23 protein-coding genes and 1 tRNA gene are annotated in these 21,584 nt (G+C 63.8%); 17 read left to right on the top strand and 7 right to left on the bottom strand.

Annotated elements, in window-relative coordinates; all coding sequences use genetic code 11:
- Positions 1 to 41: 41 nt before the first annotated feature.
- The 8 genes from JQ587_RS34740 (at position 42) to JQ587_RS34705 (ending at position 9,281) form a co-directional block, all read left to right on the top strand.
- Entirely contained in the window at positions 42 to 1,199 is a 1,158-nt protein-coding gene (locus JQ587_RS34740) for a thiolase family protein (protein ID WP_212428349.1), read from the top strand.
- Positions 1,199 to 1,588 (top strand): Zn-ribbon domain-containing OB-fold protein, encoded by a 390-nt coding sequence (locus JQ587_RS34735; RefSeq protein WP_212428348.1) that lies wholly within the window; start codon positions 1,199 to 1,201, stop codon positions 1,586 to 1,588. The genes JQ587_RS34740 and JQ587_RS34735 overlap by 1 nt, the downstream gene beginning before the upstream one ends.
- 199 nt (positions 1,589 to 1,787) lie before the next feature.
- Positions 1,788 to 2,648 carry a MaoC family dehydratase gene (locus tag JQ587_RS34730; RefSeq protein ID WP_212428347.1) on the top strand — a complete coding sequence of 287 codons (861 nt, stop codon included), beginning with the start codon at positions 1,788 to 1,790 and terminating at the stop codon, positions 2,646 to 2,648.
- Between the two features lie 123 nt (positions 2,649 to 2,771).
- Positions 2,772 to 3,650 carry an SDR family oxidoreductase gene (locus tag JQ587_RS34725; protein WP_212428346.1) on the top strand — a complete coding sequence of 293 codons (879 nt, stop codon included), beginning with the start codon at positions 2,772 to 2,774 and terminating at the stop codon, positions 3,648 to 3,650.
- A gap of 108 nt (positions 3,651 to 3,758) precedes the next feature.
- Complete coding sequence (locus JQ587_RS34720) at positions 3,759 to 4,712, top strand: dihydrodipicolinate synthase family protein (protein ID WP_212428345.1); 954 nt, start codon at positions 3,759 to 3,761, stop codon at positions 4,710 to 4,712.
- 4 nt (positions 4,713 to 4,716) lie between these two features.
- Positions 4,717 to 5,511 carry an NUDIX hydrolase gene (locus JQ587_RS34715; RefSeq protein WP_212301559.1) on the top strand — a complete coding sequence of 265 codons (795 nt, stop codon included), beginning with the start codon at positions 4,717 to 4,719 and terminating at the stop codon, positions 5,509 to 5,511.
- A 77-nt stretch (positions 5,512 to 5,588) separates the two neighbouring features.
- Positions 5,589 to 6,503 (top strand): DMT family transporter, encoded by a 915-nt coding sequence (locus JQ587_RS34710; RefSeq protein ID WP_212428344.1) that lies wholly within the window; start codon positions 5,589 to 5,591, stop codon positions 6,501 to 6,503.
- A 90-nt stretch (positions 6,504 to 6,593) separates the two neighbouring features.
- Positions 6,594 to 9,281 (top strand): PAS domain S-box protein, encoded by a 2,688-nt coding sequence (locus JQ587_RS34705; RefSeq protein WP_212301557.1) that lies wholly within the window; start codon positions 6,594 to 6,596, stop codon positions 9,279 to 9,281.
- Between the two features lie 8 nt (positions 9,282 to 9,289).
- Here the strand turns inward: JQ587_RS34705 and JQ587_RS34700 are convergent, their stop codons facing one another.
- Positions 9,290 to 9,643: a GrlR family regulatory protein gene (locus JQ587_RS34700; protein ID WP_200473625.1), complete on the bottom strand. Its 354-nt coding sequence runs from the start codon at positions 9,641 to 9,643 to the stop codon at positions 9,290 to 9,292.
- Positions 9,644 to 9,905: 262 nt separating this feature from the next.
- Here JQ587_RS34700 and JQ587_RS34695 point away from each other — a divergent pair, with 262 nt between their 5' ends.
- Positions 9,906 to 10,403, top strand: coding sequence for a hypothetical protein (locus JQ587_RS34695; RefSeq protein ID WP_212428343.1), 498 nt, complete (start codon positions 9,906 to 9,908; stop codon positions 10,401 to 10,403).
- A gap of 35 nt (positions 10,404 to 10,438) precedes the next feature.
- Here the strand turns inward: JQ587_RS34695 and JQ587_RS34690 are convergent, their stop codons facing one another.
- Positions 10,439 to 10,825, bottom strand: a complete 387-nt coding sequence (locus JQ587_RS34690) for a VOC family protein (RefSeq protein ID WP_212428342.1) — start codon at positions 10,823 to 10,825, stop codon at positions 10,439 to 10,441.
- A 152-nt stretch (positions 10,826 to 10,977) separates the two neighbouring features.
- Here JQ587_RS34690 and JQ587_RS34685 point away from each other — a divergent pair, with 152 nt between their 5' ends.
- From JQ587_RS34685 to JQ587_RS34675, 3 genes are all read left to right on the top strand, one after another.
- Complete coding sequence (locus tag JQ587_RS34685) at positions 10,978 to 11,535, top strand: hypothetical protein (protein WP_212428341.1); 558 nt, start codon at positions 10,978 to 10,980, stop codon at positions 11,533 to 11,535.
- Between the two features lie 160 nt (positions 11,536 to 11,695).
- Positions 11,696 to 12,214 carry a hypothetical protein gene (locus tag JQ587_RS34680; RefSeq protein ID WP_212428340.1) on the top strand — a complete coding sequence of 173 codons (519 nt, stop codon included), beginning with the start codon at positions 11,696 to 11,698 and terminating at the stop codon, positions 12,212 to 12,214.
- 151 nt (positions 12,215 to 12,365) lie between these two features.
- Positions 12,366 to 12,442 (top strand) — tRNA-Arg (locus tag JQ587_RS34675).
- 71 nt (positions 12,443 to 12,513) lie between these two features.
- Here the strand turns inward: JQ587_RS34675 and JQ587_RS34670 are convergent.
- Together JQ587_RS34670 and JQ587_RS34665 are read right to left on the bottom strand one after the other, a co-directional pair.
- Positions 12,514 to 13,479: an AraC family transcriptional regulator gene (locus JQ587_RS34670; RefSeq protein ID WP_212301552.1), complete on the bottom strand. Its 966-nt coding sequence runs from the start codon at positions 13,477 to 13,479 to the stop codon at positions 12,514 to 12,516.
- A gap of 440 nt (positions 13,480 to 13,919) precedes the next feature.
- Positions 13,920 to 14,195: a hypothetical protein gene (locus JQ587_RS34665; protein ID WP_212301551.1), complete on the bottom strand. Its 276-nt coding sequence runs from the start codon at positions 14,193 to 14,195 to the stop codon at positions 13,920 to 13,922.
- A 320-nt stretch (positions 14,196 to 14,515) separates the two neighbouring features.
- Between JQ587_RS34665 and JQ587_RS34660 the strand changes: the two genes are divergently transcribed.
- Positions 14,516 to 14,977 carry a baeRF12 domain-containing protein gene (locus JQ587_RS34660; protein WP_212301550.1) on the top strand — a complete coding sequence of 154 codons (462 nt, stop codon included), beginning with the start codon at positions 14,516 to 14,518 and terminating at the stop codon, positions 14,975 to 14,977.
- Positions 14,978 to 15,009: 32 nt separating this feature from the next.
- On the opposite strand, the gene JQ587_RS34655 is transcribed toward JQ587_RS34660, so the two are convergent.
- Positions 15,010 to 15,273 (bottom strand): hypothetical protein, encoded by a 264-nt coding sequence (locus JQ587_RS34655; RefSeq protein ID WP_212301549.1) that lies wholly within the window; start codon positions 15,271 to 15,273, stop codon positions 15,010 to 15,012.
- A gap of 305 nt (positions 15,274 to 15,578) precedes the next feature.
- On the opposite strand from JQ587_RS34655, the gene JQ587_RS34650 reads away from it, so the two are divergent.
- The 3 genes from JQ587_RS34650 (at position 15,579) to JQ587_RS34640 (ending at position 17,825) form a co-directional block, all read left to right on the top strand.
- A complete protein-coding gene (locus JQ587_RS34650; RefSeq protein ID WP_212301548.1) occupies positions 15,579 to 16,022 on the top strand; it encodes a hypothetical protein in 444 nt (147 codons plus the stop codon).
- A gap of 91 nt (positions 16,023 to 16,113) precedes the next feature.
- Positions 16,114 to 16,992: a DMT family transporter gene (locus tag JQ587_RS34645; protein ID WP_212428339.1), complete on the top strand. Its 879-nt coding sequence runs from the start codon at positions 16,114 to 16,116 to the stop codon at positions 16,990 to 16,992.
- Positions 16,993 to 17,081: 89 nt separating this feature from the next.
- Positions 17,082 to 17,825: a hypothetical protein gene (locus JQ587_RS34640; protein ID WP_212428338.1), complete on the top strand. Its 744-nt coding sequence runs from the start codon at positions 17,082 to 17,084 to the stop codon at positions 17,823 to 17,825.
- Positions 17,826 to 17,873: 48 nt separating this feature from the next.
- On the opposite strand, the gene JQ587_RS34635 is transcribed toward JQ587_RS34640, so the two are convergent.
- On the bottom strand, positions 17,874 to 18,164 hold the full coding sequence (locus tag JQ587_RS34635; protein WP_212428337.1) for a histone: 291 nt from the start codon (positions 18,162 to 18,164) through the stop codon (positions 17,874 to 17,876).
- Between the two features lie 69 nt (positions 18,165 to 18,233).
- Positions 18,234 to 19,625 carry a cryptochrome/photolyase family protein gene (locus tag JQ587_RS34630; protein WP_249154673.1) on the bottom strand — a complete coding sequence of 464 codons (1,392 nt, stop codon included), beginning with the start codon at positions 19,623 to 19,625 and terminating at the stop codon, positions 18,234 to 18,236.
- Positions 19,626 to 19,795: 170 nt separating this feature from the next.
- Here JQ587_RS34630 and JQ587_RS34625 point away from each other — a divergent pair, with 170 nt between their 5' ends.
- On the top strand, positions 19,796 to 21,526 hold the full coding sequence (locus tag JQ587_RS34625) for a methyl-accepting chemotaxis protein (RefSeq protein ID WP_212428336.1): 1,731 nt from the start codon (positions 19,796 to 19,798) through the stop codon (positions 21,524 to 21,526).
- Positions 21,527 to 21,584: the final 58 nt, after the last annotated feature.

Below are 21,584 nucleotides of genomic sequence, written 5' to 3'. Positions count from 1 at the left end.
GAAAAAAGAGCCAAGAAGAAACGCGAGCGGAGACCTCAGTTTTGACCATCAAGGGCAAAGCCTACATTGCCGGGATCTACGAACACCCGACCCGGCATGCGCCGGACAAATCCACCGCCCAGCTTCATGCCGAGGTCGCCAAGGGCGCGATCGAGGATGCCGGCATCAGCAAGGATGATGTCGACGGCTATTTCTGTGCGGGCGATGCGCCCGGCGGCGCCTGGCCGATGGTCGATTATCTCGGGCTGAACACCAAGAAGCTCCGTCACGTCGATTCCACCGAGACCGGTGGCTGTTCCTACATCATCCATCTCGGTCACGCCGCTGAAGCGATTGCGGCGGGCAAGTGCTCGATCGCGCTGATTACGCTTGCCGGCAAGCCGCGCACCGGCGTGATGCCGCCGCGCGCGGCGGGTGCGGAAGCCGATTTCGAATCCGCTTACGGTGCGACCACCCACAACGCCTATGGCATGTGTGCCATGCGCCATATGCACGACTATGGCACCACGAGCGAGCAACTCGCCTGGATCAAGGTCGCGGCCTCGCATCATGCGCAATACAATCCGCATGCGATGCTCAAGGACGTCGTTACCGTCGAGGACGTCCTGAACTCGCCGATGATCTCCGATCCCTTGCATCGCATGGATTGCTGCGTCGTCTCCGATGGTGGTGGCGCGCTGATTGTGACGACGCCCGAGATCGCGAAGAGCCTGAAGAAGCCGCTGGTCAAGCTGATCGGTCACGGCGAGGCGATGAAGGGGCCGCGCGGCGGCAAGGATCTCGATCTCACTTACTCGGCCGGAATCTGGTCCGGGCCGCGTGCGTTCGAGGAAGCCGGCATCACGCCGAAGGACATCAAATACGCCTCGATCTATGACAGCTTCACCATCACGGTGCTGATGCAGCTCGAGGACCTCGGCTTCTGCAAGAAGGGCGAGGGCGGCAAGTTCGTCGCCGACGGCAATCTGATCTCGGGCGTCGGCAAGCTGCCGTTCAACACGGATGGCGGCGGCCTGTGCAGCAACCATCCCGTCAACCGCGGCGGTATGACCAAGATCATCGAGGCCGTGAGGCAGCTGCGCGGCGAGGCGCATCCGAAGGTGCAGGTCAGGAATTGCGATCTTGCCATCGCCCACGGCACCGGCGGCCTTTTGGGTGTTCGCCACGCCGCCTCGACGGCCATTCTGGAGCGCGTGTGATGGTAGATGCAAAGAAATATCCAGCCCCGGTGACCAATCCGGAGACCGCTGCGTTCTGGGACGCGGCCAAGCAGGGCAAGTTCATGATCAAGCGCTGCACCGCCTGCGGTGAGGCGCATTACTTCCCGCGCTCGATCTGCCCGTTCTGCTATTCCGACAAGACGGTGTGGGAAGAAGCCTCGGGCGAAGGCACGATCTATACCTATAGCCTGATGCGGAAGTCGCCGACCGGCCCCTACGCGATCGGCTACGTCACGCTGAAGGAGGGCCCGTCGGTGCAGACCAACTTCGTCGACTGCGATCTCGACAAGCTGAAGATCGGCCAGAAGGTCAAGGTGGTGTTCAAGCCGACCGATGGTGCGCCGCTGCCGTTCTTTACGCCGGCCTGAGGTTCTTCCCTTCTCCCCCCCGTGGGTGAAGGTAGCGCGAAGCGCCGGATGAGGGGTATCGCTCGGCAGAGAGAGTGTTCAACGCGGGAGCAACCCCTCACCCAAACGGGTGTGTGGCCGGCACCTCGTAGCCCTCACCCACAAGGGGAGAGGGCGCATCAATGAGCGCCGGTGAAATTCCGGGGAGGAAACCAGAAAGATGTCCGCCAGATACGAAGAACTCAAAGGCCTGAAAAACATCGGCCAGAAATATTCCTACAGCGATCGTGAAGTCATGCTCTACGCCTACGGCATCGGTCTCGGCGCCGATCCCATGGACGAGAACGAGCTCGCCTTCGTCAACGAGGGCACGTTCACACCGCGGCCGCTGAAGGTGGTGCCGACCTTTGCGTCCGTTGCGGCATGGGGCTCTGGCCCCGGCGAGATGAACCTCAATCGCGTCATGGTGGTCGACGGCGAGCGCGACATCACCTTTCACCAGCCGCTGCCGGTCGCCGCCAACATCACCGCCGACTCCACAGTTGTCGAGGTCTACGACAAGGGCAAGGACAAGGGCGTCGTCATCAGCCATCAGACCGTGCTGAAGAACGAGAAGGGCGAGAAGCTCGCAACGCTGGTTGCCTCGCGCTTTGCCCGCGGCGACGGCGGCTTTGGCGGTCCGAACCTGACCCAGCCCGATCCGCACAAGATCCCGACGCGTAGCCCCGACAAGACCATCGACATCGTCACGCGCCCCGACCAGGCGCTGGTCTATCGCCTCTGCGGCGATCGCAACCCGCTGCACTCCGATCCGGAGTTTGCCAAGAAGGCCGGCTTCCCGCGTCCGATCCTGCACGGCATGTGCACCTACGGCATCACCTGCCGTGGCGTGTTGCAGACCTTTGCTGATTACGACGCTTCCGCCTTCCGCCAGCACGTCGCGCGGTTCTCTTCGCCGGTCTATCCCGGCGAGACCGTCACCATGGACCTCTGGAAGGACGGCAATACGATCTCGTTCGAAGCCAAGGTGAAGTCGCGTGGCGTCACCGTGATCAAGAACGGCAAGACGGTGCTGGGTTAGGCCCTTCCGTCATTCCGGGGCGCGCGAAGCGCGAACCCGGAATCTCGCGCTACAACCTCTGGATTCCGGGTTCAGCGCTGTGGGCTGCCCCGGAATGACAAATACAAACAGGGAGAAGCCACCATGGGACTACTCGATGGCAAGGTTGCGCTGATCACCGGTGCGGGCGGGGGGCTTGGTGAGGCCTATGCAAAGCTGTTCGCGCGGGAAGGGGCCTCGGTTGTCGTCAACGATCTCGGCGGCCCCCGTGACGGCTCCGGCGCCGACAAATCGATGGCGCAACTCGTGGTGGACGCGATCAAGGCCGAGGGCGGCCAGGCGGTCGCCAACGGCGCCGACATCTCCACCATGGAAGGCGGCCAGTCGGTGTTCGACGACGCCATCAAGCATTTCGGCCGCGCCGACATCCTCGTCAACAATGCCGGCATTTTGCGCGACCAGACCTTTCACAAAGCCAGCGAGTCCGACTGGGACAAGGTGATCAAGGTCCATTTGAAGGGCACCTTTTGTTGCACCATGCCGGTGTTTCGCTGGATGCGGGAAAACGGCGGTGGCGTCATCGTCAACACGTCCTCGACCTCCGGCCTGATCGGCAATTTCGGCCAGACCAATTACGGCGCGGCCAAGGGCGGCATCTGGGGCCTGTCCAACGTGCTGGCCATCGAGGGCCGGAAATACAACATCCGGATCTGGACGCTGGCGCCGGGCGCGCTGACCCGCATGACCGCAGACCTGCCCCGCTATAAGGAGAACCCAGGTGCGGCTCTGGGACCGGACGGCATCGCGCCGGCCGTGCTATACATGGTCAGCGATTTGTCGGGCGACCAGACCGGCAAGGTGCTGGGCGTGTCCGGGCCCCGCGGCGTGCGCGAAATGCGGATGATGGAAATGGAAGGCTGGAAACCGCCGCACTCGGGCTGGAAAGCCCAGGACATCGCAGAGCATGCCAAGGAGATCTTCTTCTCCGAGGAGCAGATCAAGATGGGCGCGCGAAGGTTTTAGGCCATGGTCGTTCCGGGGCACGCGAAGCGTGAACCCGGAACCTCGAGATTCCGGGTTCGGCTCTGCGAGCCGCCCCGGAATGACAAAAAGTGAGAGACAAGGACGACGATGAAACTCACCGCCGATGCCAAGGGCACTTTTGCAATCGCGCCGACGCCGTTCCACGACGACGGCCGCATCGACGAGCGCTCGATCGACCGCCTGACCGATTTCTACGAGGAGGTCGGTTGCGACGGCGTCACTGTGCTGGGCATCCTCGGTGAGGCGCCGAAGCTCGATGCCGCCGAGGCCGAGCAGGTGGCGGTGCGCTACGTCAAGCGCGCCAAGAAAATGCAGGTGATTGTCGGCGTCTCCGCACCGGGCTTTGCCACCATGCGTTCGCTGGCCAAGGCCTCGATGGACGCAGGCGCGGCCGGCGTGATGATTGCGCCGCCGCCCTCGCTTCGCACCGACGACCAGATCACCGGCTATTTCAAGCAGGCGGCCGAGGCCATCGGGCCCGATATTCCCTGGGTGCTGCAAGACTATCCGCTGACGCTCTCGGTGGTGTTCACGCCGGCCGTGATCCGCAAGATCGTCATGGACAATCCGAATTGCGTCATGCTCAAGCACGAGGATTGGCCGGGTCTGGAGAAGATCTCGACCCTGCGCGGTTTCCAGAAGGACGGCTCGCTTCGTCCGCTCTCGATCCTCTGCGGCAATGGCGGCACGTTCCTCGATTTCGAGATGGAGCGCGGCGCCGACGGCGCCATGACCGGTTACGCCTTCCCGGAGCTTCTGATCGACGTCGTGAACCTCTCCAAGGCCGGCAAGCGCGATGCGGCACATGACATCTTCGACGCGCATCTGCCTCTGATCCGCTACGAGCAGCAGCCCGGCGTCGGCCTGACCGTGCGCAAATACGTGCTCCAGAAGCGCGGCATCATCGCCTCCAGCGCCCAGCGCAAGCCCGGCGCGACGATGACGGCGACGGCGAAGGCCGAGGTCGATTATCTGCTGTCGCGCGTTGCCCGTTTCGACAAGCGCGCCAATCTCGGCGCGCAATCCAGCGCCGCGGGGTAGTTGAATGCCCGAGACATCAGCATCACGTCCCGCGTCGACGATCCTCCTGCTGCGCGACGGCGCGAAGGAGGTGGAGATCTTCATGATGGTTCGCCATCATCAGATCGAGTTCAACTCGGGCGCGCTGGTGTTTCCCGGCGGCAGCGTCGATGCCGGCGATCAGGAGATCGTCCAGCGGTCAGATCTGTATTCGGGTGGCGACGGGCTTAGCGAAGCAGACCGTGGTTTTCGCATCGCCGCGGTCCGCGAGACCTTTGAGGAGAGCGGTATTTTGCTGGCGCGCGCGAAGGACTCGGGCGCGCCGGTTGATGCGAAGCGAGCCGGCGAGATCGCAGATGCGCACCGTGTCGCGCTCAACGAGCACAAGATCAGCTTTCTGAGCATTTTGGCCGACAACGGCCTGCAACTCGCGCTCGACACGCTCGTGCCCTATGCGCACTGGATCACGCCGGAGGGCATGCCGAAGCGCTTCGACACCTGGTTTTTCCTCGCGGCGGCACCGCCCGATCAGCTCGGCGCGCATGATGGCCGCGAGTCGACCGACTCGATCTGGCTGTCGGCGCGCGAGGCGGTGGAGGGCGGCGAGAGCGGCCGCTTCAAGCTGCCGTTCCCGACCACCCGCAATCTGATCCGACTTGCCAAGCAGGGCAGCGTGAGCGCTGCGCTCGATCATGCCAAGGGCATGTCCATCGTCACGGTGATGCCTGTGATGACCAAGACCGAGAGCGGCCGTCAGCTCCGCATTCCCCGCGAGGCCGGCTATGACGGCGAGGTGTTCGAGGTCGGCGCGGTCGGCTAGCACACTTCGACATCAACCGAAGTATTTGTGACCACGCGCGCGTTAAGTTCCGTCCTGATAACGGGACGGAGCGCGCCATGGAGAACCGACAGGACACCAACATCGCCGTCGAGCTCGCGCTGCTGGTCGCGCTCGCGACGCTCTGGGGCGGCTCCTACACCTTCATCAAGCTCGGCGTCGCCACCATCCCGCCGGTCACGCTGATCGCCGCGCGCACGGCGATCGCGGGTGTCTTGCTCCTCATCATCATGTGGGCGCGGGGCGTCCGGATGCCGACCGATGCTGCAACATGGCGGCGCATTGCGTTCCAGGCCGTGCTCAACAGCGTCATCCCCTGGACCCTGATCGCCTGGGGCGAGCGCCATGTCGATGCGGCCCTTGCCACCATCCTCAACTCGGCCGGACCGATCTTCACCTTCCTGCTCACGGCGATGGTCACCCGCCACGAGGCGACGATGCCGCGAAAGTTGTTCGGCGTGGCCGCCGGCATGGCCGGCATCCTGCTGATCGTCGGTGTCGATGCCTTCCATGGCATCGGCAGCGGCATCATTGCGGAGGCCGCGATCGTCGCTGCCACCATCTGCTACGCCTGCGCCGCGATCTTCGGCCGGAGCTTCAAGGGCCTCGATCCCATGGCGCCTGCCGCGGGCTCGCTGCTGGCGGGCGCGGCCGTGCTGATCCCGGCCTCACTCGTGAGCGAGCAGCCCTGGACACTGTCGCCCTCGCTGAGCTCGGTCCTGGCGTTGCTTGCCCTCGCGACCTTTTCGACCGCGGCGGCGTTCGCGATCTATTTCCGCCTGATCCAGACCCTCGGTTCGGTCGGCACCACCGCCCAGGCCTATCTGCGCGTCCCGATCGGGGTCGCGATCAGCGTTGCCTTCCTTGGCGAGACCCTGAGCCAGACCGCCTGGGTTGGGCTCGCCTGCGTCGTCCTTGGCGTCGCCGCCATGACCATCCCGGCCCGGGGGCTGACTGTGGCTAAACCATCATGAAAAACAGCTCGTTCCGGCCGGCGGAGGCATGTTCCCCCGGAGGGGCGATACAGCGTATATTGGGCGGGAATGGAGTCCGGTTCCGCCCCAATGTCTGTCGAAACGCCGCCAAATCCGCCGCCGAAGCGATCATTTTCGCTGTCGATCGGCCAGATGACGTTCGGCAGCTTCATCCTGGTCCTGGCGGTCATCATCGTCACCTCGACCGCCAGCGTGATCGCCATCCGGCATATCGACGCCACCTTCGCCGAGCTTCAGCGGCTGCAAAGCGTCGGCGATCTCGCCGAAGATATCGACCGTCGCATGAACGACTTGCGGCTTGCCGCACGTGACTTCGTCACCGATCCTGGCGCGGGCATCCAATTCAAGCAGGTCGGCGAGGCCGCCTCGACACTGAGCGAGATTCTCAAGAAGACCCGCATCGAGCTCGCTCCCGAGCAACAGGACATGATCGATGGTGTGTCCGAGCGGCTGGCGACATACCGCAGCGGGTTGGAGCGGATCTCCACCCTGATCGACCGGCGCGCGCAATTGCTTGCCGGGCTGCCGCCGCTGCGCGACCAGTTCGATGCGGCGGTCTCCGAAGGCGGGGATCGTGAGCTTGCCGCCCGCCTGTCGGAAGCCCAGAGCCGGATCGCGCTCGGGCTGCTGGCGCGCAATCCATCCGCTGCCGAGCAGGCCGCGCAGAGCATGCGGACGATGGAGATCGCCGATAGCAGGTTGAAATCGGCCGTCAACAACTACGCCGATGCCATCATCGCGGTCGCCGTTCGAGAACGGCAGATTGCCGACATCGACCGCGAGGTGCTGGGAACCGAAGGCAGGCTGATCGGTCGCGTCACCGAATTGCTCCGTGACGTCAGCGACCGTCGCGGCCATGTGCTGTCGCGCGATTTCGCCCGGACGCTTGCGGAGGCGCGATGGCAGAGCATCGTGCTCGGCAGCATGGGTGTGTTGATCGGCATTCTCGCCGCCGGTTTCGTGGTGCGGCGGACGGTGCGTCCGCTGGCTCAGATCGCGCGCTCCATCCGCGCCCTTGCGGCGGGCGAGAAGAATACGTCGATCCCGTCGGCCGACCTCAACAATGAGATCGGCGACATCGCACGCGCCGCCGAGGTGTTTCGTCGCGCACTCGAGGAGGCCGACATGGCCCGCGAGGCGGCGGTGCGCGCGCTCACCGAGCAGCGGCTGGCGGAAGAAGGCTATCGCAAATTGTTCGAGGGCTCGGTCGACGGCATCTACGTGACGACGCCGGCCGGCGATCTCCTCAATGCCAATCCGGCGCTAGCGCGGATGATGGGCTATGATAGTCCGCAGCACCTGATCGACAGCATCAACGACATCGCCCACACAATTTATGTCGACCCCAAGGCGCGCGAGGAGTACCAGCGCCTGATGCACCGCGACGGCATGGTGCGCGAGTTCGAGTACCAGGTGCGCCAGCGCAGCGGCAACATCCTCTGGCTCTCCGACAGCGCAACCGGCGCGCGGGATGAGCAGGGCGCGATCGTCCGCTACGAGGGTACGCTGCGCGACATCACCGATCAGAAGCGTGCGGAAGACGCGATCGCCGAAGGCCGGCGTCTGCTCCAGCAGGTTATCGACACCGTGCCCGCTGTCATCAACGTCAAGAACCGCGACCTCCGTTACGTGCTGATGAACCGCTATATGGCCGGCATTTTCGGCATCGAACCCGGCGACGCGCTCGGCCGCACCACCGCGGATCTGATGTCGCGCTATGGCGCGGCGAAGACCGACGAGAACGACAAGCGCGTGCTGAGCTTGCGGAAAGGTCTCGGCTTCTACGAGGAGGAGTACAAGGACGCATCCGGCAACATGCGGCAATGGCTGGTCAACAAGTTGCCGCTGCTCGATGCCGAGGGCGAGATCGAACGGATCGTCACCGTGGCGCTCGACATTGGTGAGCGCAAGCGCGGCGAGCAGGAGATGCGGAAGGCCAAGGACGCGGCCGAAACCGCGCTGCGCAATCTACGCGAGACCCAGGCCTCGCTGATCGAGGCGGAGAAGCTCGCGGCCCTCGGACGCCTGGTCGCCGGCGTTGCGCACGAGGTCAACAATCCCGTCGGCATCAGCCTCACCGTCGCTTCCGCACTCGAGCGCAAGACGGCAATGTTCAGCGCCGACGTCGAACGCGGCGAACTCCGCCGTTCGACCCTCAACGACTACCTCAACACCAGCCGCGACGCATCCTCGCAGCTCGTCTCCAACCTCAATCGTGCGGCCGAGCTGATCCAGTCGTTCAAGCAGGTCGCGGCCGATCGCAATTATTCGGACCAGCGCAGCTTCGACCTCGCCGATCTCACCGAGCAGGTGGTGATGAGCCTCCGTCCGGGCCTGCGCAAGCAGAACCTGACGCTCAACGTCGAGTGCCAGCCCAACCTGACCATGAACAGCTATCCCGGCCCGTACGGCCAGGTGCTGACCAATCTGTTCCTGAATTCGGTGGCGCACGCCTTCCCGGACGGACGACCGGGGATCATCGACATCCGGGTGCGCGAGTCCGGCAAGGACAATGTCGAGATCATCGTCTCCGACAACGGCTGCGGCATGAGCCTCGACGTGCGCCGGCGCGCCTTCGATCCGTTCTTCACGACGCGGCGCGACCAGGGCGGTACCGGTCTCGGGCTGCACATCGTCTACAGCATCGTCACCAACCGGCTTGGTGGACGGCTCGACCTCGATTCCGAGCCGGGCGGCGGCACGCGCATCCAGATGATCCTGCCGCGCACCGCGCCGCTGGAGCAGGCCGCCGAATAGCTTTGTCTCTAGTCGGCCTCTGCGAGCTTGTGCAGGGTGGCGCCGAAAATCAGGCTCGCCTTGCCGACCAGCGCCGTGCCGGTCATTTCCGCGCGCGTGTCCGTGTAGGTACCGCTGACGCCGATCCCGACAGGGGCAGGGCCGCCGAACAGCGGATTGTCATCGCCACGCGGCGAGGTGTGCCGCTGCACCAGCACTTCGCCCTTGAAGGTGTGGTCGTCCTTCACCACGTAGCTGCCCGTGTAATAAAGGTAAGCATCGCCGCCAAGGATCTTGCCGTCGCGAAAAAGAATCACGCCGCTGCCCTTACCGACTCGACCATCGAGCAGGCTCACGTGAATCGAATAGAGGCCGTTCTTCATAACGTCCCGTCGGCCGGCCGCCATCGCCCAATGGCGTAACCGGTGAAGCTTTTATGCCAAAGCCCAACCCCTCGCGCAACGCGGCAGTTTTGCCGGCGGCGGTGTTCCGTGCCGGCACGAGAACCGTAGTCGTCCCGGCTTGTCTGTGACGCAGATATGACGGTCTCATCATGCAGCGAGGCCAGTCGTTGCGAATCAGAGTTGGCCCGCGAAATGCATAAACATCGTTGCACTGGCCGCGGGGTGCTGGAGCAAGACAAACGTGAGCAACTGGATCGATTCCGGCGGCGACAAGCCGCGTCTGTACAGTGCGCGTCCCACGATTTGCGAAACACAATGGCGGCGGATTGGCCGTCGCCCGCGGTGGCGAAGCGCGGCAAGCCTTGCTTGCGCGCTGACGCTGGTCGCGTTGGTCGCGCCCCTCGGGCACGCACGCGACCGCGGACAGTTCGTCAACACCAGCACGGAGCTGAAGGCCTGGTTTGACGGCTTGCGCAGCGGCAAGGGGCCATGCTGCTCCGACGCCGACGGTTCGGCGATCTCGGACTCCGATTGGGAGAGCAAGGACGGGCACTATCGTGTCCGCATCCCGCGCCTCGGCTACGTCATCGAAGGCAAGCAGCAGGAGCTTGTCTGGGTCGACGTGCCCGAGGAGGCCGTAATCTCGGAGCCTAATCGGATCGGACGTACCATGGTGTGGCCGATCTACGGCTATATGGGCGTCACCATCCGCTGCTTTATGCCCGGTAGCATGACCTAACGCGGCAGCAAGCTCGCTTGGCGCGATGGTCCGCGTCAGGTGTACTTCTTGTCGCGCTCGAGCAGCTCAATGGAAATGCCTTCGGGTCCGCGGATGAAGCAGATGCGAACGCCGGGCCGGATCGTGGTGGGCTCGCGCGTGAGCGTCACGCCTTTCGCCTTGATCTCGGCGGCGACTGCGTCGATGTCCTTCACCGTGAGCCCGAAATGGTCGAGGCCCTGATGCGGGTGCGGGGGCGGCGGGCTGACGGCGCTGTCGCCTTCCAGCGGCGCGATGAAGATCTTTGCGCCGCCGAGGTTGACGTCGATCCGCCCCGGTGCGTGCACGATCTCGCCACCGAGGATATCGCGCAGCCAAGCCGCGGTCGCTTCCGGATCGGGGCTGCGCAGATGGATATGATCCCACGTGACGGCGACTGGCATTTCGATTCCTCTCGATAGGGGCTTCGCGATGTTGCAACGCATGTTAGCGATCCCGAACGATGATCGCCACCGTGGCTCCTATCCGAGATTCGCGCGGTCGCGGGAACCTTAGTTCGTCTCACGGATTGAAGACGTAGGCGGGTAACGCACCCATGAGCGCAGGGTTTGGCCGGATCGGGCTGGGAAGCTTCGTCGCGAAGGGCGAGGAGCCGTCACGGTCCGACCCCGCTTCAAGCGTTTGGGCTAAGCGAGGCGTTTTGTCGCTGCTGGCCGGGATCGTCATTGGGGGGGCCGCCTGGCTTCTGATGCCGCCCTCCGAAGGCAATGTCGCGCAAACCGAGCCGGTGAAATTGGCGCTGGCAAGTGTCGATCCAGCTCCCCCGATGATTGCTTCGGATACCTCCGCTGCGGAGGTTGCGGGTCTCGACCGGATGAAGATCTCATCGCAGACTTGGCGCCGTGGCGGGCTCGGCTCGAAGGCGCTGGTGACCTTCACCGTGCGAAACGACAACGACTATGCCGTAAAGGATGTCGAGATCGTTTGCACTTTCACGCGACGCGATGGCGGCCATCTCACCGACCGTAGCCGCGTGCTGGCCGATACCGTCGGCATGAAGAGCCGCAAGACCTTTGCGCGCATCCCTGTCGGTTTCGTCAATGTGAATGCCGATCAGGCGAAATGTTCGCTGGTCACGGCGCGGCGCGTCTAAAGGGACGCGCATTCCGCTAGCGGAAAAGTTACCGTCCTTGCCCCTTGGTCAGAATCTTGGCGTTGCCATTTGAACCAAAGGCTGGGCGCAGGAACCAATTAGAGTATCGCCGGTTAAGGCGAAAAGCCCACGCGGGGATGCGGGGGGCGGAGCGCGGCCAATGCCCATCTTTCGGTACTTCATGTTCGTCGGTGGAGCTCTGCTCGCACTTTTATTTGCGGCCGATTTCGTTTGGCCGGTGTCGCCGGCTGCGCAGGTTGTTGCGAGTGCTGGCTACGACCAGCCGCTGATCCGGATTCGGTCCGACCGTCATCTGCCTGATCGTGTGGTGCTCGACACCAGCCAGCCGGCGATGGCCGCTCCGGCGGTGAAGACGGCAGCTGCCGCGGCGCCCCAGCCGCCGGTGCAGGCGGACGCGCTGGCCGAGATGGCGGCGAAGTCGCGGGTGCGCGAGACCTTTGCCCAGTTCACGCCGAAGGCCGATGCGGCCACGGCCAGGAAGGCTGATGCCAAGCCTCAGGCTCAGGCCCAGGTTGCGCAGGTCCAAGCGCCGCAGGTTCAAGCCTCGGCTCAGCCCAAGCGCAAGGTGGCTCGCGCCCATCCGGCGCCGCAGCGCGGCCAGCCGATGATGCTGGTGGCCCAGCAGCCGCATTTCGGCCTTTTCAACACAACTTGGTAACAGTACCTCTGTCTCCCTCGATTAGGGCGGAGAGGGCTTTTTATTGTCTGACCTCTCTGCTAATTCGAACCGATCCGAACGTCGTCGGAGTGCTGGCTTGCCAGCGAACCACCGCGGCGCTTCGGCTTGTGGCCCAATACCCGGGGTCAGGGCGCTCGTAGCTCAGCTGGATAGAGCATCGGATTTCGATTCCGAGGGTCGGGAGTTCGAATCTCTCCGAGCGCGCCATTTGCCAACTGTCCAGCCTTAAGCCGTGGGGCCGACATTGATGTGCCAGCGGAGGTGATCCGCAGTGCGTATCAGTTGGCGGAAAGACCGGTTTGCCGCGCCCGCGCCAGCGTGTCCGAAGGCGCCTCGTGGAAGGTCGCGCGGTAGGCAGCGGCAAATTCGCCGAGGTGATGAAAGCCCTGGGCGCGCGCGCACGTGGCGACTGAGGCGCCCCCACTCCTGAGGAGTTGCGTGCGGGTGGCCCACAGCCGCTTCAAGCGGATGTATTGATGCAGGCTCATGCCGCGCACCTTGCTCACCGCGCTGCTGAGTGTGCGGATCGAAACTCCGAATTCACCGGCAAGATCGGCGGTATAGATCGGAGTGGTCGGATAGGCCGTGACGTAATCGTCGATCTGCTGCACGAGCCGCGCGGATCGAGCGCCTGCGCTCGGCGCGCAGCGCTCTGACAACGGATCAATCTGAAACAGGTCGTCGAAGGCGAGCAGCAGGCCCTCCTGGAGGTGTGCCGCGACCTCCGTGGTCTCGAACATGTGCGGCTCGATCGAGGCGGTCCTGAGGATGTCTTGCACAAGCTGCCGCGCGTAGAGATGGGCGGCGGAATCCGCGATGCGAAGCCACAATGCGTCGGCGCGATCGAACCAGCCGCGATCCCTGAGTGTCGGCGAGAACAAGATCAGCGCATGATAATTGATCTGGGGCTCGACGAAATGACAATGGTGATTGCCGCGCATGGCGATGAAGAAGCGCGAGTCGATATCCATTCCGCTCGAACTGGCGCGCAGATCGTCGCTCATTGGCAGGATCACCATACCGCCCGGCGCGCGGTAGGTGGTCTCCAAGATGCGCGCAAACGACCTCGCGACGATGATCCGGCACGCCGGCAGGTTCACGATCGCTCGCGCCGCGGCGAAATTGGCGACGTCGAGGGGAATGCTGCGAGCGTCTTCCAGGGACTCAGCCGGTCGAAACGCGTCGACATCGGTAAACCGGGTCAGCTGGAGGGCGGAGGACGGGGCGAGAGCGTCGAAGAACATGCGTCTGCCGGATCTTGAAATGTGACAATAAAATGAACGTCGGTACGTGGCCATCAATGGCGAAACACGACGATTCAGTAAACCGGATTCCGGGCCGTAGTATTGCGGACATCATGCCACGACGGGTGTCGGATCAGTGCCAGCGTCAACGGTCCCGGCTCATCGGCTGGCCGGTGGTCAGATCAATGAAATGGAGCCTCGTACAGGCAGGGCAGGTGAAGGACTCAAAGCTCGATCCCTCGTGCCCCTGCCGCTTCTCAAGATGGGTCTGCACATTCATGCCCGTCTGCGGGCACCGGAAAACAATCAAATCGGCCATCGGCACAAAATGACGGCGCGACAAATTACATCTTTGATCTAGATCAGTTTTGGAACGGCGTCAGACCCGCGCCCGCAGCATCTCGCAAAAGCGAAGGGACCCCAAGGGGCCCCTCCAAATCTCACCAGCGGCGATAGCCGTAATAGCCATAGTAACGCGGGCGATAATAACGCGGGCCGTAGTAAGGCCGCGGCCCATAATATCCAGGTCCGTAGCCGTAATAGACGTTCGGCTGCCACCAGCAGCGTCCCCAGGCGTTGCAGACCGTACGGACCTGCTCGACGTTGGAGACCTGCGGCGTTGCAGGTGCCGGCGCAACGGGCATGGCCGACGCTGTCGACGATGCCGCGAGGGCACCGAACAGGGACGCGGCGACGAGGCCGATCTTAAGCTTCATGATGTCTTCCTCCGCTTGCGCAATACAGGATATCGAAGTTGTTCTGATCAAATTGTGGCAGAACCGAAATGTAATGCTGATGAATAAATCTTCAGCCAGACCGCCGTAGCCATGATCAAAGCATCGCCAAGCTATCCCAGGTTGGTGCTCATCGCCAAGGGCAGGGCGTTTGCCCACGATCCTTGATCCTGCGCAATTCGCAGGTCCGGCTTCCTCCCTAGTCTCGTCACGTGGACCGTCTTTCGAGGAATTCGAAGCGCAGTCGGACCGGCCGTGCGCGTCGGTTGGAAGCAAGGCGGCCAATTGTTTGGAGCAGTGCAATGAACAAGATGAGGATCGACAAGGGCGACTGGCTCGTCGTGTGCGACGGACGCAAGGCGCTCATCCTGGAAAATCTCGGCGATGAGATGTTTCCGAACCTTCATACCAGGGAGGTTCGCGAGCAGGCCAATCCCTCGACGGCCGCGCAAGGGACCGACGCGCCCGGTAGGCTGCATGCCGCTGTCGGCGGCGCCCGCAGCTCGGCGGAGCAGACCGACTGGCACGACGAGGCCGAACGCACCTTTCTGCGCAGTCTCGCCGAACGACTCGATACCGCGCTCAGCGCCGGGGAGACCTCGGCCCTGACCATGGTGGCCTCACCGCGTGCGCTGGGCATGATCCGTGGCGATTATACGGACGCCGTGCGCAGGGCGCTCAAAGGCGAGGTCGGCAAGGATCTCGTCAAGCTGCCGGTCTACGAGATCGAGAAGCAGGTGCTGCTGTCCGGGGCCGTCGGATAGGGCTCCCGTCGCGAGCGACGCCGCGGCGCCCCTCAGTAGCAGGGGTGCCGCCGGCGGTCCTGGCCGACATAAGCGGCTGCGCTCTGGTAGCAGTGGTTCGTGGACGGCCCATCGTAGAAGGCAAAGGTGCCGGGGGTGATACCCGGGCCGTAATTGTGCAGATAGCTGATCGGGTAGGGCAGCGGATGGGCGTAGTGGCGATGATACCGGTGATGCACCCGCGCCTCCGCGAGGCCAGGGGCTAGGATTGCGGCCGATAGGGCAGCAACCGCGGCTACAAGCGTCAACTTGCTCATCTCGATTCTCCGGAACCCGCGCAATTGGTCAGCCATCTATAGCCATTTCGGGCCGCCGGGGCACCCGTCGGAGGGGCGGAAATCGGGGCTGATCCCGCAGATTCCCGGGTGAGTGTGACAGAATTGCCGGAAGTGCGGTCGAAGCCTGCCCATTTTTGGCCTTTTCGGGATGCTTAACGAATTCCCCACACAAGTATGGCCAAAGAGAATCCGCTCAAAGATTCCTCCCGCCGGCTCCTTGGGGTTTTCATTGGGGACTCTTCGAGGCCGGTTCGTTCCTGCAAGGGTTTCACCGTCACGCTGCCATGCGCATCACGCTCCTCAGCCTGCTCTTGCTCTTCGCCGCCGCCGCGCCCGTGCGGGCCGAGCTGCACATCACCCGCGACCACGGCGGCTATGTCGAGGAGTACAAGGCCAAGTACAAGCGCGTTCGTGAGACGGGCGAGCGCGTGATCATCGACGGTATCTGCAACTCGGCCTGCACGCTGGTGCTCGGTATCGTGCCGATGAACAAGATCTGCGTGACACCGCGCGCGAGCCTCGGTTTTCACCAGGCATATTACGACAAGGCTTTTACCTTCGGCATCAAGGTCACGAGCGCGGAGGGGACGTCCGACCTGATGTCCTATTATCCCAATACGGTGAAGGACTGGATCCGCCGCAATGGCGGGCTCACCACCGACATGAAGAAAATCAAGAACGGGGTCGAGCTCTGGAAGATCATCGATCCCTGTCCGGAAGAATGGTGACCGGCTGATCCGAGCCGGCGTCTCCCTCGCAGCGCAGCATCCGAAATTCGCATTGCCGCACCGCGCCCGCTCGGGCAATGAGAGAGCGGCAATGAACCATAATCAAGATCAGTTGGCCGCGCGGGCGGCACCGGTGCTGTTCGTGCTGCTCTGGAGCACCGGCTTTATTGGCACCAAATACGTCATCAACAACGCCGATCCCTTGACCTATCTCGCCATCCGAATGGCGGTGGTGGTCGGCTTGATGGCGATCATTGCCGGCATTGTCCGTCCGAAATGGCCCGATCGCATTGGCATTGCGCATAGCGCAGTCGCCGGCATTCTCGTTCACGGCTTCTATCTCGGCGGCACCGCGATCGCGATCGCGCATTCGATTCCGGCGGGACTCTCCGCACTCATTCCGGGCCTGCAGCCGATCCTCACCTCGACCATCGCCAATCGCTGGCTTGGCGAGAAGGTGACGCCGGTGCAGTGGGGCGGCCTGCTGCTCGGGCTTGGTGGCGTGGCGCTGATCCTGCACAATCGCCCCATGACGGGTGAGGCCGGGCTCGGCTGGCTCGCCTCGGTGGTCTCGCTGATTAGCATCACGCTCGGCACGCTTTATCAGCGCCGCTACTGCAACCACATCGACTGGCGCGCGGGGAATCTCGTGCAATATGTGGCGGTCACGATTTTCTTCGCGATCGGCGCCTTCCTGTTCGAGGACCGTGTCGTGCATTGGACGCGGGAGTTCGTGCTCGCGCTGACCTGGCTTGCGGTCGCGCTCTCGATCGGATCGATCAGTCTGTTGTACTGGCTGATCCGCCACGCGGCGGCGACGTCGGTTGCGAGCCTGTTCTATCTGGTGCCTGCGGTGACTGCGCTGATGGCCTATCTGCTGTTCGGGGAAAAGCTGGACGCGGTGGCGATCGCCGGCATGGCGATGTGCGCCGCCGCGGTGTTCGTGGTCAACCGGCGCTTCGGCTCGTAGGGCCGGGCCGCCGGAATACATCCCTGACGTGCAGAAGCGGTCGTGTTAGGCTGACCTCTTTTCAGCGGCCCTTTCACACGGTGATTTCCATGAAGAAGGCGAGACGCTCACTGCTCGGCAGGACCATGAAGCCGGTTCGGATTGCCTGCATCAACTACGCCAGGGAGACGATCGACGATCGCGCGATGAGCCGGCTCACCGCGGCGCTCCAGAAGTGTTACGACAAGCATTTCCTGCCGGTATGGGGCTATCCGGTTGACCTCTATGTCACGCGCAAGCCGAAGGCCGCCGATTGGCAACTGGTCTATTTTGACGATGCCCTGCACAAGAACATGCTTGGGCGCCACGAGCTGACCCATCGCGGCCAGCCGATCTCGAAAATCTTCGTCAAGGCGCTGGGGCAGGAGCCGATCAGCGTGGCGGCTTCGCATGAGCTGTTTGAGATGGTGCTCGACCCCATGGCCAATCTCTGGGCCGACAAGAATCCGAACACCCAATATGCCTATGAGGTCTGCGATGCGGTGGAGGAGGACTCTTTCGATGTCGACGGACTACCGATGTCGAATTTCGTCTATCCGTCCTGGTTCGAGCCCTTCAAGCATCCCGGCGGCACCAAGTTCGACCACAAGGGAACGTTGAAAGCGCCGTTCTCGATGACCGAGGGGGGCTACGTCATCAAGAAGGTCAATGGCAGGAAGGTGATCAAGGCGTTCGGCTCGCCTGCGAAGCGGCGGCGCTTCAACGCCGAAGACCGGCGTGGCCATCGCAGCGAGTTTCGCGATCCGAAGGGCGTTCACCACCCGGGTCGGCGCGCGTCGAAGCGGAGAGGGTAGGAAGTCTCCGGGCACGCCCGCCCCCGGAGACCGGTTCTCGAGCCGCGATCAGCGCTTGGCCTTCTTCTTCTTGGCAGCCTTTTTCGCGGTCTTCTTGGCGGCCTTCTTCACGGATTTCTTGGCTGCTTTCTTCGACGACTTCTTGGCAGCCTTCTTGGCAGCCCTCTTGGCCTTCTTCTTGGAAGCCTTCTTTGCCTTCTTCGGCGCTACCTTCTTTGCGACTTTCTTGGCGGCCTTCTTCACCTTCTTCACGGCGGTGACTGCGGCGTCCTTGGTCGCTTCCACGGCGGTGGTGATCGTCTCCATCGCCTGCTCGGTCATCGGCTTATCGTCGTCCATATCGTGTCCCCCACGGTTTTGCATGGAGCGACGACGATAGCGAGTTTCATAATTGTGTCAAAGCAACGCTCAACCTTTGCGGATCTTTGCGTAAGCGGCGAGCGCGCGCTCGCGTCCCTTGGCGTGATCGACGATCGGTTGCGGATAAGTCTTGCCCAATGTGATGCCGGCACTGGCCAACTCGATCGGCGTCGCCTGCCATGGCTGGTGGATCAGCTTCGCGGGCATGTCTTTCAGTTCCGGCACCCAGCGCCGAACATAGGTTCCATCAGGATCGAACTTCTCGCCCTGCAGCACGGGATTGAAGACGCGGAAGTAAGGTGCCGCGTCGGCGCCGCAGCCGGCGACCCATTGCCAGTTGGCCGGATTGCTGCCGGCATCCGCATCGACCAGCGTGTCCCAGAACCAGGCCTCGCCGTCGCGCCAGTCGATCAGGAGGTGCTTGACCAGAAACGAGGCGACAACCATCCGCACCCGGTTGTGCATCACGCCGGTGTGCCAGAGCTCGCGCAGGCCGGCATCGACGATCGGATAGCCGGTGCGACCGCGCTGCCAGGCGGTAAGCGCTTTCTTGTCGCTCTTCCAGGGGAAATCGTCGAAGCTGGTTTGCAGGTTTTCGGTGGCAAGGTTCGGGTGGTCGTGGAGCAGATGGCGGCAGAACTCGCGCCAACCGAGCTCGCTGAGGAATTTTTCAATACCGGATCCGATCGCTGGATTCTCGGCGGCTGCGAAGCGCGCGGCGTGCCAGACTTGGCGCGGACTGAGCTCGCCGAACCGCAGATGCGGCGAGAGACCTGATGTTCCTTTGTGGTCTGGGCGGTCGCGGTCGCGGACATAGCCGCGCGCGGCGTGCTTGAGGAAGTCGCGCAGGCGCGCGCGGGCGGAGGTCTCGCCCGGCGTCCAGGTGTCGCGCAGGCCGCCGGCCCAGTCGGGCGTGGTTGGTTCGAGCTTCCAGCTCTCAAGCGTGTCGCCGGTCACCTTCGATGCGGGGCGCAGCTCCTTCGGTGCGGGCAGCGGCTTGGGCGGCTCGCCGAGCGACAGCACCCGCCGCCAGAACGGCGTGAACACGCGCATGCCGCGGCCTTCCTTGTTGCGGATCGCCGCGGGCGGGACGAGCAAGTCGCCGGGAAAACTTTGCGAATCCACGCCAAGCTTTGCAAGCGCGGCTTCGAGCTGTTTCTCGATGGCTCGATGCGGGGCCTGAGCGACCGCGTTCCAGTAGACCCCGCCGGCACCGCTCTCGCGTGCCAAGTCAGCGATTACCCGGGCCGCCGGCCCCTTGCGCAGGACGAATGACCCTCCGCGCGCGGCGACGTCGGCGCCGAGCGCCCGCAGCGATTGCGCTAGCCACCAGCGCGCCGCGCCGCCGGGGGCCCGGCCGGCGGCGTCGTCGAGCACGTAGAGGCAGATCACCGGCGCGCCGGATTTGGTGGCGGCATGGAGGGCGGGGTGATCGGACAGGCGGAGGTCGTCGCGAAACCAGACGATGACAGGCGGGGGGCTTGGCGGGGTCAGGGAGTGTCCTCGTTCACGATTTGGAAAACATGCGACGTTCGGCGCTGTGAACGACCGTTAATGGGGTCGTAAGCCGATTGCATGAATATGCAGGAGTTCCGGGGGTGGTTCCATTCATGTCCAAATCATTAACGGCGAACTTTCTGCCGCACTTCAAGCTCGGCACCAAATCCGTCCTGTGTGCGGTGCTGCTGATTGCCATGAATACGGCGCTCGTGGTCGGCGCCGGCTATTGGTCGCTCACCTCTGCTTTCAATGATCGCGCATTGCGCGACATCGAAGTCAATCTGCGCACGCTGGCGCTGGCCTTCGCCGAGATCGTTCCCGATGCCAAGATTACCATGCGGGATGGCACGGTGGCGCGCGCCGAGATCGCCAAGATGCCAGACTTCAAGGATCACGCCATCGTCGATCGCGTGGTGTCCTATGTCGGCGGCAGCGCGACCCTGTTCGTGTTCGACGATGCGAGCGGCCAGTTCGTCCGCCGCTCGACCAACCTGAAGAAAGAGAATGGCGACCGCGCCGTCGGTACCCAGCTCGCCGCTGACCATCCGGCGCAGACCGTGTTGCGCCGTGGCGAGGCCTATAAGGGCCCGGCGACGCTGTTCGGCAAATCCTTCATGACCGCTTATTTTCCGGTGCAGGATGGCGCGGGGAAGGTTATCGGCATTCTCTATGTCGGCATCCCGATGGCGCAGTTCGAAGCCATGCTGAACCAGGCGATTTCGAGCATGGCAGCCGCCGCCGGCGTTGCAGCGCTGCTGGTCCTGGTGCTCACCATGCTGGTCGTTCGCCGCGTCACCCGGCCGCTGACCTCGGTCACACACTCGCTGACGGCGCTCGCCAACGGCGAGAGCGACGTCGCGATCGAATGCGAGGACCGCGCCGACGAGATCGGCGAGATCGCCCGTACGGTGGCGGTTTTCAAGAGCAATTCAGTGGAGCGGGCGCGGCTGCGCAGCGAGCAGGCGGAAGCTGCTTCTGCGGCGGCCGAGCAGCGCAAAGCCGATCTGCGCAATTTCGTGCACGAGTTCCGCGGCGGCGTCGGCGGCATCCTCGACAAGGTGCTGCATTCGTCCGGCGAGTTCGAACGGGTGGCACGGCAATTGACCGACGCTGCGCGCTCCACCGCCGACCTGTCGGCGAAATCGGCCGGTGCGTCCGAGGAGGCCTCCGACCACGTCCGTTCGGCGGCGTCGGCGTCTGACGAACTGTCGCAGTCGATCTCCGAGATCACCCGCCGCGTGCAGGAATCCAACGCGATCTCCGCCGAGGCGGTGCAGCAGGCCGAGGCCACCGACCAGCGCATCGCGCAGCTGTCGGAAGCCGGCGCGCGCATCGGCGACGTCGTCAAGCTGATCACCTCGATCGCCGAGCAGACCAATCTGCTGGCGCTGAACGCCACCATCGAGGCTGCGCGCGCGGGCGATGCGGGGCGCGGCTTCGCGGTGGTGGCCCAGGAGGTCAAGACGCTGGCCGGCCAAACGGCGAAAGCGACCGACGAGATTTCGACCCAGATCGCGAGCATGCAGCTTGCGACCGAAGAGTCGGTGACCGCCATCAAGGCGATCACCAAGACGATCGAGCGCATTAGCGGCATCGCCGGCTCGATCTCGGCTGCGGTCGAGCAGCAGCGGACCGCCACCCACAACATCGCGGCCAGCGTTCGCGCGGCGGCCTCGGGCACGGCCAACGTCGCCGTCAACGTGCGTCAAGCGGCCGAAGGCGCGAGCGAGACGGGTGAGACCTCGAGCCGGATGTTTGCCTCCGCCCAGGCGCTGTCAGGCGAGAGCCTGAATCTGAAGACCGAGGTCGACGGCTTCCTCGATCGCGTGCAGGCGGCTTGATCCCCGGCTTGGCTGGCTGAAACCATCGGCCCGTCGTGACGTAACTGACGGCATGGTG

The sequence above is a fragment of the Bradyrhizobium manausense genome, from assembly GCF_018130615.1.
Lineage (GTDB): Bacteria > Pseudomonadota > Alphaproteobacteria > Rhizobiales > Xanthobacteraceae > Bradyrhizobium > Bradyrhizobium manausense_A.
The sequence above is the reverse complement of the archived record's forward strand: the minus strand, read 5'-3'. Positions and strand labels throughout refer to the sequence as shown.

Bases quoted from the DNA above. Each gene is read 5' to 3' on its own strand.
- JQ587_RS34735 (WP_212428348.1), top strand. From the start codon at position 1,199: ATGGTAGATGCAAAGAAATATCCAGCCCCGGTGACCAATCCGGAGACC.
- JQ587_RS34730 (WP_212428347.1), top strand. From the start codon at position 1,788: ATGTCCGCCAGATACGAAGAACTCAAAGGCCTGAAAAACATCGGCCAG.
- JQ587_RS34725 (WP_212428346.1), top strand. From the start codon at position 2,772: ATGGGACTACTCGATGGCAAGGTTGCGCTGATCACCGGTGCGGGCGGG.
- JQ587_RS34720 (WP_212428345.1), top strand. From the start codon at position 3,759: ATGAAACTCACCGCCGATGCCAAGGGCACTTTTGCAATCGCGCCGACG.
- JQ587_RS34715 (WP_212301559.1), top strand. From the start codon at position 4,717: ATGCCCGAGACATCAGCATCACGTCCCGCGTCGACGATCCTCCTGCTG.
- JQ587_RS34710 (WP_212428344.1), top strand. From the start codon at position 5,589: ATGGAGAACCGACAGGACACCAACATCGCCGTCGAGCTCGCGCTGCTG.
- JQ587_RS34705 (WP_212301557.1), top strand. From the start codon at position 6,594: ATGTCTGTCGAAACGCCGCCAAATCCGCCGCCGAAGCGATCATTTTCG.
- JQ587_RS34700 (WP_200473625.1), bottom strand. From the start codon at position 9,643: ATGAAGAACGGCCTCTATTCGATTCACGTGAGCCTGCTCGATGGTCGA.
- JQ587_RS34690 (WP_212428342.1), bottom strand. From the start codon at position 10,825: ATGCCAGTCGCCGTCACGTGGGATCATATCCATCTGCGCAGCCCCGAT.
- JQ587_RS34685 (WP_212428341.1), top strand. From the start codon at position 10,978: ATGAGCGCAGGGTTTGGCCGGATCGGGCTGGGAAGCTTCGTCGCGAAG.
- JQ587_RS34680 (WP_212428340.1), top strand. From the start codon at position 11,696: ATGCCCATCTTTCGGTACTTCATGTTCGTCGGTGGAGCTCTGCTCGCA.
- JQ587_RS34670 (WP_212301552.1), bottom strand. From the start codon at position 13,479: ATGTTCTTCGACGCTCTCGCCCCGTCCTCCGCCCTCCAGCTGACCCGG.
- JQ587_RS34665 (WP_212301551.1), bottom strand. From the start codon at position 14,195: ATGAAGCTTAAGATCGGCCTCGTCGCCGCGTCCCTGTTCGGTGCCCTC.
- JQ587_RS34660 (WP_212301550.1), top strand. From the start codon at position 14,516: ATGAACAAGATGAGGATCGACAAGGGCGACTGGCTCGTCGTGTGCGAC.
- JQ587_RS34655 (WP_212301549.1), bottom strand. From the start codon at position 15,273: ATGAGCAAGTTGACGCTTGTAGCCGCGGTTGCTGCCCTATCGGCCGCA.
- JQ587_RS34650 (WP_212301548.1), top strand. From the start codon at position 15,579: ATGCGCATCACGCTCCTCAGCCTGCTCTTGCTCTTCGCCGCCGCCGCG.
- JQ587_RS34645 (WP_212428339.1), top strand. From the start codon at position 16,114: ATGAACCATAATCAAGATCAGTTGGCCGCGCGGGCGGCACCGGTGCTG.
- JQ587_RS34640 (WP_212428338.1), top strand. From the start codon at position 17,082: ATGAAGAAGGCGAGACGCTCACTGCTCGGCAGGACCATGAAGCCGGTT.
- JQ587_RS34635 (WP_212428337.1), bottom strand. From the start codon at position 18,164: ATGGACGACGATAAGCCGATGACCGAGCAGGCGATGGAGACGATCACC.
- JQ587_RS34625 (WP_212428336.1), top strand. From the start codon at position 19,796: ATGTCCAAATCATTAACGGCGAACTTTCTGCCGCACTTCAAGCTCGGC.